12 protein-coding genes and 2 pseudogenes are annotated in these 12,734 nt (G+C 68.3%); 7 read left to right on the forward strand and 7 right to left on the reverse strand.

Features of this window, described 5'->3' with window-relative positions; all coding sequences use genetic code 11:
* Positions 1-188 precede the first annotated feature (188 nt).
* Positions 189-1,232 (reverse strand): saccharopine dehydrogenase family protein, encoded by a 1,044-nt coding sequence (locus OG199_RS04070; protein ID WP_405828004.1) that lies wholly within the window; start codon positions 1,230-1,232, stop codon positions 189-191.
* Between the two features lie 128 nt (positions 1,233-1,360).
* Between OG199_RS04070 and OG199_RS04075 the strand changes: the two genes are divergently transcribed.
* Entirely contained in the window at positions 1,361-2,296 is a 936-nt protein-coding gene (locus OG199_RS04075; protein WP_405828006.1) for a helix-turn-helix domain-containing protein, read from the forward strand.
* A 258-nt stretch (positions 2,297-2,554) separates the two neighbouring features.
* Here OG199_RS04075 and OG199_RS04080 read toward each other — a convergent pair.
* From OG199_RS04080 to OG199_RS04090, 3 genes and pseudogenes are all read right to left on the reverse strand, one after another.
* A pseudogene (locus OG199_RS04080) lies at positions 2,555-3,045 on the reverse strand (hypothetical protein).
* 313 nt (positions 3,046-3,358) lie between these two features.
* The gene (locus tag OG199_RS04085; RefSeq protein WP_405828008.1) at positions 3,359-4,621 is read right to left on the reverse strand and encodes an L-dopachrome tautomerase-related protein; all 1,263 of its coding nucleotides are present in this window, start codon (positions 4,619-4,621) and stop codon (positions 3,359-3,361) included.
* A 41-nt stretch (positions 4,622-4,662) separates the two neighbouring features.
* Complete coding sequence (locus OG199_RS04090; protein WP_405828009.1) at positions 4,663-5,154, reverse strand: LysR family transcriptional regulator; 492 nt, start codon at positions 5,152-5,154, stop codon at positions 4,663-4,665.
* Positions 5,155-5,470: 316 nt separating this feature from the next.
* Between OG199_RS04090 and OG199_RS04095 the strand changes: the two are divergent.
* The 3 genes and pseudogenes from OG199_RS04095 to OG199_RS04105 all read left to right on the forward strand — a co-directional run.
* Positions 5,471-5,515 (forward strand): annotated as a pseudogene (locus OG199_RS04095) (hypothetical protein); the annotation flags it as partial.
* A 106-nt stretch (positions 5,516-5,621) separates the two neighbouring features.
* Positions 5,622-5,750, forward strand: a complete 129-nt coding sequence (locus OG199_RS04100) for a hypothetical protein (protein ID WP_405834855.1) — start codon at positions 5,622-5,624, stop codon at positions 5,748-5,750.
* Positions 5,751-5,854: 104 nt separating this feature from the next.
* Positions 5,855-6,880, forward strand: coding sequence for a zinc-binding alcohol dehydrogenase family protein (locus OG199_RS04105; protein WP_405834417.1), 1,026 nt, complete (start codon positions 5,855-5,857; stop codon positions 6,878-6,880).
* An 83-nt stretch (positions 6,881-6,963) separates the two neighbouring features.
* Here OG199_RS04105 and OG199_RS04110 read toward each other — a convergent pair whose 3' ends face one another.
* The gene (locus tag OG199_RS04110; RefSeq protein ID WP_405828010.1) at positions 6,964-7,905 is read right to left on the reverse strand and encodes an oxidoreductase; all 942 of its coding nucleotides are present in this window, start codon (positions 7,903-7,905) and stop codon (positions 6,964-6,966) included.
* A 97-nt stretch (positions 7,906-8,002) separates the two neighbouring features.
* Between OG199_RS04110 and OG199_RS04115 the strand changes: the two genes are divergently transcribed.
* The 3 genes from OG199_RS04115 to OG199_RS04125 all read left to right on the forward strand — a co-directional run bounded on the left by OG199_RS04115 (position 8,003) and on the right by OG199_RS04125 (position 10,334).
* Complete coding sequence (locus OG199_RS04115; protein ID WP_405828012.1) at positions 8,003-8,644, forward strand: TetR/AcrR family transcriptional regulator; 642 nt, start codon at positions 8,003-8,005, stop codon at positions 8,642-8,644.
* Positions 8,625-9,026 carry a PPOX class F420-dependent oxidoreductase gene (locus OG199_RS04120; RefSeq protein ID WP_405828014.1) on the forward strand — a complete coding sequence of 134 codons (402 nt, stop codon included), beginning with the start codon at positions 8,625-8,627 and terminating at the stop codon, positions 9,024-9,026. The genes OG199_RS04115 and OG199_RS04120 overlap by 20 nt, the downstream gene beginning before the upstream one ends.
* Positions 9,027-9,402: 376 nt before the next feature.
* Positions 9,403-10,334, forward strand: a protein-coding gene (locus OG199_RS04125) for an IS5 family transposase (RefSeq protein ID WP_405828016.1) whose coding sequence is annotated in 2 segments (ribosomal slippage) — positions 9,403-9,801 and positions 9,804-10,334 — 930 coding nt in all. Because the reading frame shifts where the segments join, the coding sequence is not laid out codon by codon here.
* 15 nt (positions 10,335-10,349) lie between these two features.
* Here the strand turns inward: OG199_RS04125 and OG199_RS04130 are convergent.
* Both OG199_RS04130 and OG199_RS04135 read right to left on the reverse strand, forming a co-directional pair.
* The gene (locus OG199_RS04130; protein ID WP_405828018.1) at positions 10,350-11,309 is read right to left on the reverse strand and encodes a DUF1152 domain-containing protein; all 960 of its coding nucleotides are present in this window, start codon (positions 11,307-11,309) and stop codon (positions 10,350-10,352) included.
* Positions 11,310-11,776: 467 nt separating this feature from the next.
* On the reverse strand, positions 11,777-12,373 hold the full coding sequence (locus OG199_RS04135; RefSeq protein WP_356798752.1) for a DUF4352 domain-containing protein: 597 nt from the start codon (positions 12,371-12,373) through the stop codon (positions 11,777-11,779).
* Positions 12,374-12,734 lie beyond the last annotated feature (361 nt).

The following is a 12,734-nucleotide window of genomic DNA, read 5'->3' on the forward strand; positions in this document are numbered from 1 at the left end:
ATTCAGTGTTCGGTAGCTGCGGTCGCTCCTGGCCGTGCGAGCGCTGGGTCAGTGTTTGACGCGGTTGCGGACGGCCAGGACGGCCAAGCCCCAAAGAACGGGCCACAGGTGAGGGAACCGAACGAGGACGCCCACGTCGCCACGGCTCGCTGAGGGCATGCGGCCGACGGCCGGGCGAATGGCTCGGGTCACGCGTTCTGCTTCTGCGGGTGCAACTCGAGTGTGATGTGCGGGTCGAGCGCCTGCAGGAAGTCGGGGGCGTCGAAGATCTCGCCGGCGGAGACGACGCCGACGGTCTTGGTGCGGCTGGTCATGACGCGCTCGAGTGCCTCGGTGACGAGGGGCGCGGTGACGGCGTAGATGTCCTGACCGCCGGCCGTGGCCCGGCGCTCGGTACCGCCGAAGCGGACGACGACGTCGACGAGAAAGGTCTGGTTCGAGCGCCCGCTCTCGTCGGCGGCGGTCGGGGCCGGCGTGTGAGGGGCAGCGACGTCTCGGGCCGCCTCGGCGCTCATGTAGGTGGTCACATCGGGGATGGACAGGTGCTGGGGGACGGTGACGGAGTCCGCCATCGTGAACTCCCCGATCACCAGCCGGGGTCCCATCGGTTCCGGGAAGGTCCACTCCAGGGTGGGCGCGGCGTCGGTGCGGCGCTCCCACTGTCCGCCGCTGTAGCGCAGGCGGTGGTCGCCGCGTCGCTCGCGGGAGACAGCGCCTGAGAGCCGGGTACCGGCAGTGGGGTGCCAGTTGCTGAGCGCGTAGGCGATGTGTGCCTCGTCGGCTTCGGTCCAGTCGCCCATCGCCGCGGTGGCCAGGAGGTCGCCGAGGCCGCCGAAGAAGGCCATGGCCGGGACGATCACCGCTCCCGCGTCCCGGGCCCGCTCCCGGTAGTGGGCGAATGTGTCGAGGTTGGCCTCGAGCTCGGCGGCCACGTCCAGGTAGGGGATCTTCGCGCGGAGCGCGGCCTCGATGACGGGGCCGGTGGTTGATGCGAAGGGGCCGGCGCAGTTGATGACCGCCGCCGTGCCCGTCAGGGCCCGGTCCAGCGAAGCCGGGTCCTCGACCGACGCCACCCGGGCCTCCAGCCCGTGTTCGTGGGCCATCTCCTCCAAGGTCTGTGCGTTGCGCCCGGACAGCACCGGGACGAACCCGCGCGCGGCCAGTTCCGCGACCACGAACCGCCCAGTGTGACCGTAGGCGCCGAACACCATCACCAGCTGACCTGACCCCATGAGACTCCCCCCACGTACTCGAACGCCCGCTGCGAAGCCGATCCGCCGCGGCCTGACATCCACATCCTGTCCCTCCGGCAGCGCCCCGCACGAGCGTCGGAAACGACATGCCGCGTACAGTTTCGGACATGCCTACTGTTGCACTGGCGGCCACCGACGGCATGCTCCACTACGAAATGTCCGTGGCCGTCGAGGTCTTCGGAGCCGACCTGACCCACATCGTGGATCCCTGGTACGACTTCTCCCTCTGCGGAAGCGGGCCGGTGCACGTCGGTCGCTTCCGCCTGGACCCCGACCACGGACTCGACCACCTCGCGCACGCAGACACAGTGATCGTCCCCAGCTGGGCCGACACCGACCGCGAACCGCCCGCGGAGCTGGTCGAGGCGGTGCGTGCGGCCCACGCGGCCGGTGCCCGCGTGGCCTCACTGTGCACGGGCGCCTTCATCCTGGGCGCGGCAGGACTGCTCGACGGGAGGCGCGCCACCACGCACTGGGCCCACACGCGGGAACTAGCCCGGCGCCACCCGGCGGCCACAGTCGATCCGGACGTCCTCTACGTCGACAACGGCGACGTCCTCACCTCCGCGGGCAAAGCCGCCGCCATGGACCTGTGCCTGCACCTGGTCCGTCTCGACCACGGCTCGGCCAACGCCAACAAGATCGCCCGACGCCTGGTCGTCCCACCCCACCGCGACGGCGGCCAGGCCCAGTTCATCGCCACCCCCCTCCCAGCCCCGGGCAACCACCCCCTGGGCGAGCTCTTCCCATGGGCGCTGGAGCGGTTGAACCAGCCGCTGACCGTGGAGGATCTGGCCCGCCAGGCCCGCATGAGCTCACGTCACCTCGGCCGCCACTTCAAGCACCTCACCGGCACCACGCCACTGCAATGGCTCCACACCCAGCGCATTCGCCACGCCCAGGAACTGCTGGAGACCACCGACGCCACCGTGGACACCATCGCCGCGGCCACCGGCATGGGCACCGCCACCACCCTGCGCCGCCACTTCCACCGCAGCGTCGGCGTCCCACCCGACACCTACCGGCGCACCTTCCGTCCCTGAGGGAGTACCAAGGCCCTGGCGGCCAATCGAACAGCGCCAAGGCAGGTGCCGTCCGAAGTGGTGAACATACGCTGCCCAAACTCGGGCTCTGGCACAGCTTTTGTGGGGCGTCAGTAATCGCAGTGCACTCGTACCAGGATCGTGTCGTGGGGCAGCACCACACCCGGGCCCTGCTCTGCCTCGCCCCCGGCAGGGCCGACTTTCTCTTCGCGATGCTCCGAGACGGCACCTTCAACGAATCACGTCCGACGGCTACGGTCAGCTGATCGGCGGTTCTGCCGGCAGCACCACCCGGTCGGACTCGACGTCGAACCCCAGCACCGATGGCTCTGGTCCCAGTCGCCCTCGGGCGTCAACACCACCGGCTTGCCCAGTCGGTGCCCGATCGCACGAAGAAATCCGCACAGCACGTCCAGCCGCCCCTGCCCCCGCAACTCCCGCAGGTCCACGTCGAAACCGATCTCCTCAGCCGACTCCAGCCGAAAGATCGCCAGCACATCCGGCGCCGGCCAGACCCGCAGATCCGCGCACTCGGCATCAGCAGGCCGCGACAGCACCTCCCCAGCACGCGGCAGCGGCATGACAACACCGCCCTCGGAGTATTCACGCGGCCAGCCACTCGCAACGATCAGATCGATGACAGCCTGCCAATCCTCGACCCCAGTCCCTGTCACCCACACATCCGGAAGATACCCCTCCAACTCAGGGTCGAAGAAGCCCTTCACGTCGTCCCACAGCAGCTCAGACACCAGGCAATGCTGACCTCACCCCGAACCCAAACGCACCCGGATTTCCTCGACCAAACCCATAGGGGCCCCCGGCCGCGTGCCGACGGAGAACAGCGACACGCTCGGGGAGCACCTGCCGGACCCCGCCGGCACCGAGCAGGACGACTTCTGGCACCGCACGGCCCGCACCGCCTACGGGCTGTCGCCGGGCCGGGAAGCCCCGCCCCACCACCGGCATCCGCGAGGTCCGGCACATCGACAGCGCGGGCCGCTTCCTGTTCGAGGACGACGCCGCCCTGGGCCGTCCTGCTGTTCGCGGAAGTCTCCTGAGGCTCTACCGACGGGCGGGGCCGCCGTCGACCGGGATCCGGTAGAGCACGTAGGGCTTGCGCCGAAGATCGACGCCGGCGTTGTATGCGGCCTGCCGGTTCAGCTGATTGGCCATCACGTACAGGTTCCGGTCGTAGCCGATCGACAAGGTGTCCGGCCAGATCAGCCGGTTGTCGTGGACCAGGGTGCGGAATCGCCCGTGGGTGTCGCGGAAGACGAGCGCGTTGTGCTCGATGTCGCCTCCGTACACGCGGCCCGCGTTGTCCGTCTCCAGCCCGTCGGACATCCCTTTCGTACCGAGATTGCGAACGGTCTTCGCGATCTTGGAATCCGCTACCCGGCGGTCGGTCAGACCGCTCGTCGGCACGGAGTACAGGGTGCGGCTGGACAGGGGGCAGTAGTAGAGGGTCTTGCCGTCCGGGCTCAGGGCGATGCCGTCCGACCCGATGTTGATGGGGCTGGTGGGACCGTGCACCGGCCGGTTGAGCATCCGCTTCCCGTCGATGACGGGAACGAAGTCGGGCACCGGGCGTACCGAGGGCACGTTGTTCAGTCGGCGCCAGGATGTCCCGGACGCCAGATCCACGACGATCAGCCCGTTGGGGCCGTCCGAGGAGGCGTCCGTGAGATAGGCGGTGCCCGCCTTTCCACGGGTGAGGTCGAGTCGCACATCGTTCACGAAGCTACGGGGGCCGGCGACCTGACGGGGCAGCAGGATGGTCCGGATGACCTTGTTGGTCCGCAGGTCTATGGCGACGATTTTGGGGCCGCCCACTGGTGCGTTGCCGAACTTGATGCGCCCGGTGTCCACGACCCACAGCCGGTCGGCGGCGTCGACGACGACGCTCTGCACCCCCAGGAAGTGATGCGCGGGGTCGCGTGTGTCGGCGGTGTTGATCTCGCGGTTCGGGTAGGGGACGGTTTTCCCCTTGCGCACTTCGGCGACCGAGTACTGCACCTCATCGCCCCAGTGGGGGAAGTTCACGAACACCCGGCCGGTACGTGAGACGCTCACTCCTGTGGGCATTGCCCCGTTGAATTCCGCGACCGGCTGCAGGCGTTGCTTGTTCTGCGCGGGTGCGCCGGCCGGTTCCCTGGAATCGGCCGGCGAGCTCACCAGGGAGGTCTGGGTAGCGCTGCCTCCGATGCAGAGGGCCGCCAGCAGTGCGACGACGCCGCGGCTCGGTATCTTTCTCCCAGTCACGTCCTGCTCCTGTTCCGAAATTCTAGGAACGAGAATTTCCGGGCAATTGACCCGTCTTTTCATTTTTTGCGGTCACGAGGACGGTCATGAGAACCCATACGAACCTATGGCCGACGAACGGGGATCGCAACCGGGAATATTCTCGTGCCGGCCGACGGAGACGGGCATGCAAACACGCTCGGCGTCCGCTCCGGCACTCTCCGGAAATTCGCAGAATCGGATGATAACGCGCAGTCGCATCCGGGGCAAAAGCTACACTCGTGCTTATGCGGTGCCGCGCGCGTGATGCGGTCCGTTTCGCGCAGGCGCTCTCGCTCTGCCACGTACGCGGGCATCAGGAGGCCTGGAGGATTTCGGAGAGCCCGCCGTCGGGGGGTGAAGTGGACCCAGTCCCGTTCCGCGAGATCGGCGAGCCGGACGCAGGCGTGCGGCTGCATCGACCGTCCGGCCGGAGTGAGGCGGACGCCGCGGGGCGGCCGTTCCAGCAGGAGATCACCGACCTCACGTTCCCGCGCCTGGAGCTGATGCGAGAGCCCGGACTGGGTGACGTTGAGGATTTCCGACGGCCCGCGCGAACGCGCGAACGACTCTCTCATCCACGATGGCCACAAAGTATTCCAGCTGTCTCAGCGTTGCCATGAACTCGGAATATCGGAATATAGAAACCATGCCCATTATTTCTTGGACTTACGGTTGGCACTGGGAGAGGGTCGTTCCCGTACAACGATTCGACGGGATCGAGTTTGCGGTTGCGCCGCGGTCGTAGCCGCTGAAACGAAATTGGCACTGCTATTTTCAGGGGGCCATGTCCGTCGACGCTTCCGATCCGATCATCGTAGGAAAATCGCTCTGTCCTTTCCCCGCGCCGCCGCCGGCGTTACTCGCCGGGTTCTCGAAGCCCACGGTCACCGGGTGAAGAGCGTCGAAGCCAAGCACGAGGAGGTCTTCGACCTGCTCAGGAACGGCGATGTCGATGTGCTGGTGTCGGCCTGGCTCCCGTCGAGCCAACGGCGAGTATCTGTCCGGGTATCGGGAACGCATCCGCCCGGAGGCGGTCTCCCCATTGGACGCTCTCCGCCTGGGCAACGACGGTGTCGAGGAGATCGACCCGCTCACCAACGTCAGCGGGCTGAGCCCGCAACGGGCCGCCGACCGCTACCTCGCCGCCCACCACTCCGGGGTCCTTCCTTGACTCGGGCCACGGCACTCGAGCGCAGCGCGTGCCCGTCGCCCACCGCCCACCGCCCACCGCCCACCGCCCACCGCCCACCGCCCACACCGAAAAGGAATCACCCTATGAACGCAACGTCCATGCGCGCTGTCGGCTACCGCAGGAGCCTGCCGGTCAGTGACCAGGAGAGCCTGATCGACCTGGAACTGCCGGTTCCCGAGCCCGGACCGTACGACCTGCTGGTCAAGGTGGAGGCCGTCGCCCTCAACCCCGTCGACTACAAGGTCCGCCAGAACACCGATCCGGCCGGAGAGACGAAGGTCCTCGGGTGGGACGCGGCGGGCAGCGTCGTCGCCGTCGGCGAGAAGGTGCGGCGATTCGCGGTCGGCGACGACGTCTACTACGCGGGCGCCATCGGCCGGCCCGGGGCCAACTCCGAGTACCACACGGTCGACGAGCGCATCGCGGCGCGCAAGCCGAGCACCCTGTCCTTCACCGAGTCCGCCGCGCTGCCGCTGACCTCGCTGACCGCCTGGGAAGGCCTGTTCGAGCGGCTGGGTCTGGAGAACGGCGGCATGAATCAGCAGGGTGCCCTGCTGATCACCGCGGCGGCCGGTGGTGTCGGGGCGATGGTCGCCCAGCTCGCCCGCGCCCTGACCAGTCTGACGGTGATCGGCACGGCCTCGCGCCAGGAGACGATCGACTTCGCCACGCGCATGGGTGTCCAGCACGTCGTGAACCATCACAAGCCGCTGGCGCCTCAGCTCGCCGAGGTGGCCCCGGAGGGGGTGACCCATGTGTTCAGCACCACCAACACCGACCGCAACCTGCCCGACTACGCCGAGGCCCTGCGTCCGTTCGGCCGCATCGTCGCCATCGACGACCACGAGAGCCTGCCCCTCGGTCTGCTCAAGCCGAAGTGCATCGCGTTCCACTGGGAGTTCATGTTCACCCGGTCCCTCTTCCAGACTCCCGACCAGGACAGGCAGCACCACATCCTGACCCAGGTCGCCCGCCTCGCGGACGCCGGCATCCTACGGACCACGGCGACCAAGGATCTGGGGCCGGTCAACGCGGCCAACCTCCGCGAGGCACACGGCATCCTCGAGTCCGGCTCCGCCATCGGGAAGATCACTCTCACCGGCTTCTGAACCTTCGGCCAGGTCCTCTCGCGGTGACGGCGTACCCCTGGACCGAGTTCGGCTCGGTTCCGGGGGCGCACGGTTCCCTCCATTCACCGTGCGGGGAACGAGACCCCGGTCAGTTCCTCGGAAATCGTCCACAACCGGCGCTGGAGCGACGGATCGTAGGACGGACCGCTCGACCGGACGGCCTTCGGGTAACCCCTGCTCTGCTGGAATCCGCGCGGGCCGTAGAACTCCCCACCCCGGACGCCCGGGTCCGTCGCGGCACGGAGGACGGTGAGCGCCCCCATCGCCGGGGACTGGAGGAGGAGCGGCCTGACGGCCGCGAACGCCGTACGGGTCAGAGCGGACGCATGTGTCATCGCGTCCTTGGAGCCCGTGGTGTCGGCGCCGCCGGGATGCGCGGCGACGGCCAGCGGTCCACCCGCGGGCAGCCTGCGCTGGAGCTCGTAGGTGAACAGCAGATTGGCCAGCTTGGAGTGCCCGTACGCGGCGGTCCGGTTGTAAGGGCGCATCCGCCATCCGAGATCGGTCAGGTCGATCGGACCTCCCATGCGGTGCCCGGCGCTGCTGACGGTGACGACGCGCGAAGCGGTGGAGGGGGGCAGCAGGTCGAGCAGCAGCCCGGTGAACGCGAAATGCCCCAAGTGGTTGGTCCCGAACTGAAGCTCGAAGCCGTCGGTGGTCGTTCCGTACGGGGTGTACATCACGCCGGCGTTGTTGACCAGCAGATCGATCCGGGAGCAGCTGCCGTGCAACTCGTCGGCGGCGGCGCGGACCGAGGCCAGAGAGCTCAGATCCAGGCGCAGCACACGCACCTCCGCCGCGGGCACGGCGGAGGCGATCCCGGCCGCTGCCCGCTTGCCCTTGTCCGGGTCGCGGACCGCGAGGACCACGGACGCGCCGCGCCGCGCGAGCGCCATCGCGGTCTGGAACCCGATGCCGGTGTTGGCACCGGTGACGACCGCGGTGCGGCCTTGCTGGTCCGGCATGTGGCCTGCGGTCCAGCGTGCGGGTGCCGGTCGGGGCATGTCGTCTCCAGGTGTCGTGGCGGGGGCGGTCCTGGTTCGGGCCCGCCACGAGGTAAATGCTATTCACCTCGTGGTTAATAGTGTTAACCTCAGAGATGTGACAGTCAACCGGCGCCCCAGTGGCACCCATCACGGAGATCTGCGCAACGCGCTCGAGGGGGCCGCACTCGCCCTGGTGGCGGAGCGCGGCCCGCACGGGTTCACCCTCGCCGAGGCGTGCCGGCGAGCCGGGGTGAGCGTGTCGGCCCCCTACAAGCACTTCGCCGACCGGGAGGCCCTGCTGGTCTCGCTGGCACTGAAGGGCTACCAGGAGCAACGGCGCCGCTACGCAGCCGCGCTGACCTCCAGTACGGATCCCGCCCAACAGCTCGCCGCGTTCGCGGCCGCCTACGTACGCTTCGCCGCCGAGGAGCGCGCGCTCTTCGACATCACGTTCCTGGCCGGCCTGGACAAGGGCCGGCACCCTGAACTGGCGCAGGCGGGTGGCGCCCTGCACGACGACCTGATGCCCGTCACCCGTCGGCTGACCGGCGACCCGGAGGCGGCGTTCGACCTGCTCGTCCGCGTCTCCGCCGCCGCCCACGGACTCGCCCTGTTCCTCCAGCAGGACATGCTGCCCGGCCCCTGGAACACCCTGGCAACGGTCGAGGCCCAGGCGGCACTCACGGCCCACGCCCTCATCGACCACCTGGCGCACGCCACCAGCTCGGAGGGCCACCATGTCCACCACGGCCGATGACTTCGCCCTCGCTCTGGACCGCATCGGCCGGGGCAAGTACGTCAGCCTGACCACGTTCCGCAGGGACGGGCGCACGGTCGCCACGCCCGTCGGCTGTGTCGTCCGGCACGGCATCCTGTACGTCCTGACACCGCCGGACTCCGGCAAGGTCAAGCGGATCCGCAACAACCCCCGCGTCACGCTCGCGCCCTGCGGCATGAACGGCACGATCCCCGCCGGCGCGCCCATCACCGCGGGCACCGCCCGGCTGCTCGACGGGACGGGGGCCGCCCGTGTACGCGACCTGATGCGCCAACGTTTCCTCATGTACCGCCTGGTGCTGCTGACCGACCATGTCCTGCGCCGCGAACGTCCGCTGGTGGCCATCGCCGTCTCCGCGTGAAACGGGCTCCCGGCGTGACGAAAGGCGGGGTGGGGAGCCCGTTTGCTGCGTGATCAGGGTCGCTCCCTCGAGGTGCGGGATCACGTGGGCGGGCGCGGCCCAGGTGGACGCGAGTCCCGCACCAATCGCTTACACGGCAATCGACTTGTGCTCGACGTACCGGCTGAGGCCGACGGATCCAAACTCGCGGCCGATGCCGCTGGACGCGAAGATTTCCTTCGACGACCTTGCCGATGGCGTCGTAGGCGGTGCTGGAGGAGGTCGAGGTTGGCTTCGAAGCCCATGCGTTTATGGCACCGGGCAGGGCACACTCGTCACTAGGCGCTGTTTCTCGGATCTCCCTCCGTGAACGGGGTGTTGGGGGCAGGCTGGCTCCATGGGACGCGGAGACCTGACGAATGCGGAGTGGGACCGGCTGGAGTCGTTCTTACCTCGCGGTGGTGCGCGTGGGGGCCGGTGGAGTGATCACCGGCGGGTGATCAACGGGGTGCTGTACCGGGTCCGCACGGGGGTGCAGTGGCGGGATCTGCCCGAGCGGTTCGGACCGTGGGAGACGGTCTACAAACGTCATCGCCGCTGGTCGGCGGACGGGACCTGGCACATGCTGCTGTCGAAGGTGCAGGCCGCAGAGGACGCCGCGGGCCACATCGACTGGGACGTGTCCGTCGACTCCACGGCGGTGCGAGCTCACCAGCACGCCGCCGGCGCGCGGAAGGCACCGCCCACCGCGGCTGCTCAAAAGGGGGCCCTTCCGCGGACGAATCAGGGCGATCCGGTGCTTCGGAAACTGGCCGTCCGGCTGGAGGAGGTGGTCAGGTCGGCGAGTGCCTGGGACGTTCCCGGGGCGGCTTCACCACCAAGATCCACCTCGCAGCGGACGGGCGATGCCGACCGCTCACCGTTCTCCTGACACCTGGACACTTCGGTGACGGCCCCCAACTGCAGCCCGTCCTGGAGCAGGTGTCGGTACCCCGCAGCAGGGTCGGCCGGCCTCGCAGCCGGCCCCACCATGTCCTGGCCGACAAGGCCTACACATCCCGCGAGAACCGCCGCTACCTGCGACGACGCGGCATCTCGCACACCATCCCCGAACGACTCGACCAGCGCAGACACCGACGCAACCGCGGTTCCCAAGGCGGTCGGCCCACCGGATTCGACCGCGAACACTACAAGAAACGCAACACCGTTGAGCGAGTCATCAACCGTCTCAAGGGCTTCCGCGCGGTCGCCACACGCTACGAGAAACGGGCCTACACCTACCTCGGCACCGTCACCGTCGCAGCACTCATCATCTGGCTCCGCACATGATCCGAGAAACAGCGCCTAGTGCGGGAAGCCGCGGGGTGGGCGGGTGACTATGGATTCGCGGAACTCGGCGATCCGCGAGTGGACTTGCCGCATCAGATGGGTGTCCTCGATCCGATCAAGGTAGAGGCAGCGGGCTGCCAGGCCCGGGAGGTCGAAGGCGAAGTACAGGGACATCAGCGGGTTCACGAACAACTCGCTGCCCCGGGTGCGGTCAGTGAACCGGACATCGCCGAACGAGCCGCGCACGGCTGCCGCGATCGAACCGTTCACGATGCTGGGGTGCTCCGGGGTGTGGTGCTGAGCGTGCGTCACCGCGTCGAGGTAGAGAGCTCCCTCACGGGTGGCGCGCGGTATCGAGAACGCACCGAGGTACGCGCCGTCGCGCTCCAGCGCGGCGATGTTCTCCAGTACCTGCGAGTGGTTTACGCCGTGGTGGGCGTCTACACCGAAGCCGACTGACACGACGAGCCGGGTCGGAATGTCGTCCAGTGCGGCTAGCGCCGCGACGCTCGTCAGGTCCTCCTCCGGAGTGCCGAGTCCGGCTTCATCGCCGCGCATCAAAATGTCCGTACCGCCGTCGACCAACACCACAGCGTCTAGGCGGTGCAGCTCGACCAGCGCTTGGTAGGCGGCGCGCAGCGGGCGAACCCCGGTCTGGGGGAAGGCGTACACCGTGGACGGGTAGCCGTGCTGGCGCAGCCACTGAGCGAGGGTCCGCTCCGGGAAGTAGCCCTGGTGCAAAGCGGAGTCGGGAGTGACGGCGGCCAGGTCGGGGGCGACCCAGTCATCGATCGGGAGACCGGCGAGTGCGCTGAAGGAGAGGTTCGCGAGATATACCTGCTTGCCCTGGTGCAGGAGGGAGAGAGCCAACGGCAGGCCGGAGTAGATGTCGAAGCCGCCACCCGCGCCCGCGACGAGGATCCGTTCGGCATCGGCGAGCCGGGCGAAGAGTGGGTTGGAGTGGAGGGACGTCATGACGATCATTGTCCGGGTACCAGGCCCCGGACGCTCCCGAGTTCTCGACGCGACGGCGGAGCCACGGAGTGACCGGAATCAAGACCTTCGACCCTCGACCGCCCACAGTCGCGTGCCCTGCATCGGGCAGGCCCGCCGGGCCGGTTGGGCTTCCGCCCCAGTCGTGTGTGGGCTGACAAGGCTTACGTCTCCTGCAAGAACCGGGCCTAGCTGCGTCGCCGCAGAATCCGCGCCACCATCCCTGACAGCGGCGACCAGGTGCTTAACCGCCAGAAGTTCGGCTCCCGTGGTGGTCGGCTGCCGCATTTCGACCTGGCCGATTGCCGAGAGTGTCATGCGGTCGAGTGCCGGCTCGCATGTAGGGCACAGGCCATCCCGCGCGAAGCCGCTGCGGCCATGTTCATTCCGATGTGCCGGGCGCGCCCGGCCGCCCGCCGCATGGGGCGGGCGGCCGGGAGGTCGTCAGGTCAGGACAGTTTCCACTCGCCGGTCTGGTCAGCGAATCCCGAGTCCATGCTGAACTGCACGACTGACACCTTCGACGCCTTCGGCACCTCGAATACGATCCATCCCAGGGCTTTCGCGCCGGGCTTGAGCTTGACCTCCGAGGCCATGGACGGCCCGGCTGAGATGTCGCCGAAGGTGGAGGCGAACTGCTGGCCGTCCTTGTCGGCAAGCTGCGCGCCGTTGGACGGGCTGTCGCTGTAGGCCGCGCTGCCGGTGTTGACGAGGCGGAACTGGACGCCGACGAACCGCTTTCCGGAGGCGGGCGTGGTGAACTCGTCGGCGCCCTTCGCGGGGTCGACGACCTTGACGACGGTGACGTCGAGCTTGCTGCCGTCGTCCATGCCCTTGAGGGCGATGGTGTCTCCGACCTTGGCGACGTCAGGGGTCGCGGACTTCTTCGCGGCCGGCTTCTGGCCGCCGCCCTTGGCGGCGGGAGTGGAAGCCTTGGCCTTGGGCTTGTCGGTGACGGTGCTGCCGGTGTTGCAGCCGGTGAGGCTGAGCGCACATGCCGCAATGACGGTGGTGGCGGAGAGTCTGATACGCGCGTTGTGGTTCATGGTCCCCCCAGGGATTTGTGTCGTACAGGTGAAGGACTTGCAAAGAGCTCGTATGGTTGCACGTTTAACGGAAGAAGTTGTCATCGCCATGCAACTCGAACACCCGTTTCTCCCTCCACTGGACACAACACCGCACCCGGCAGCACCACTTCAGCCCTGGAGATGCCGCGCCACCCGCGGTGGTCACCGCCCATGGCGCCGGTGCGATCACCGATGAACGGCATCGTGTACCGCGGGAGTGACACCGCGCGGCGGCCGCACACTCACGTCCCGCTCGTCGTGAAAGACAGGCACGGGCGGCCCAGGGTCCTCCGTGACGGGACCGCCGACCACGAGACGAGTGGGGAACGGTTTTGGCTGA

Origin of the sequence: Streptomyces sp. NBC_01176 (assembly GCF_045039825.1) — a bacterium.
GTDB lineage: Bacteria > Actinomycetota > Actinomycetes > Streptomycetales > Streptomycetaceae > Streptomyces.

Coding starts and splice junctions, on each gene's coding strand:
- OG199_RS04110 (WP_405828010.1), bottom strand. CDS start 7,905: ATGCCCCGACCGGCACCCGCACGCTGGACCGCAGGCCACATGCCGGAC.
- OG199_RS04085 (WP_405828008.1), bottom strand. CDS start 4,621: ATGAAAAGACGGGTCAATTGCCCGGAAATTCTCGTTCCTAGAATTTCG.
- OG199_RS04070 (WP_405828004.1), bottom strand. CDS start 1,232: ATGGGGTCAGGTCAGCTGGTGATGGTGTTCGGCGCCTACGGTCACACT.
- OG199_RS04120 (WP_405828014.1), top strand. CDS start 8,625: ATGTCCACCACGGCCGATGACTTCGCCCTCGCTCTGGACCGCATCGGC.
- OG199_RS04105 (WP_405834417.1), top strand. CDS start 5,855: ATGAACGCAACGTCCATGCGCGCTGTCGGCTACCGCAGGAGCCTGCCG.
- OG199_RS04075 (WP_405828006.1), top strand. CDS start 1,361: ATGCCTACTGTTGCACTGGCGGCCACCGACGGCATGCTCCACTACGAA.
- OG199_RS04130 (WP_405828018.1), bottom strand. CDS start 11,309: ATGACGTCCCTCCACTCCAACCCACTCTTCGCCCGGCTCGCCGATGCC.
- OG199_RS04090 (WP_405828009.1), bottom strand. CDS start 5,154: ATGAGAGAGTCGTTCGCGCGTTCGCGCGGGCCGTCGGAAATCCTCAAC.
- OG199_RS04135 (WP_356798752.1), bottom strand. CDS start 12,373: ATGAACCACAACGCGCGTATCAGACTCTCCGCCACCACCGTCATTGCG.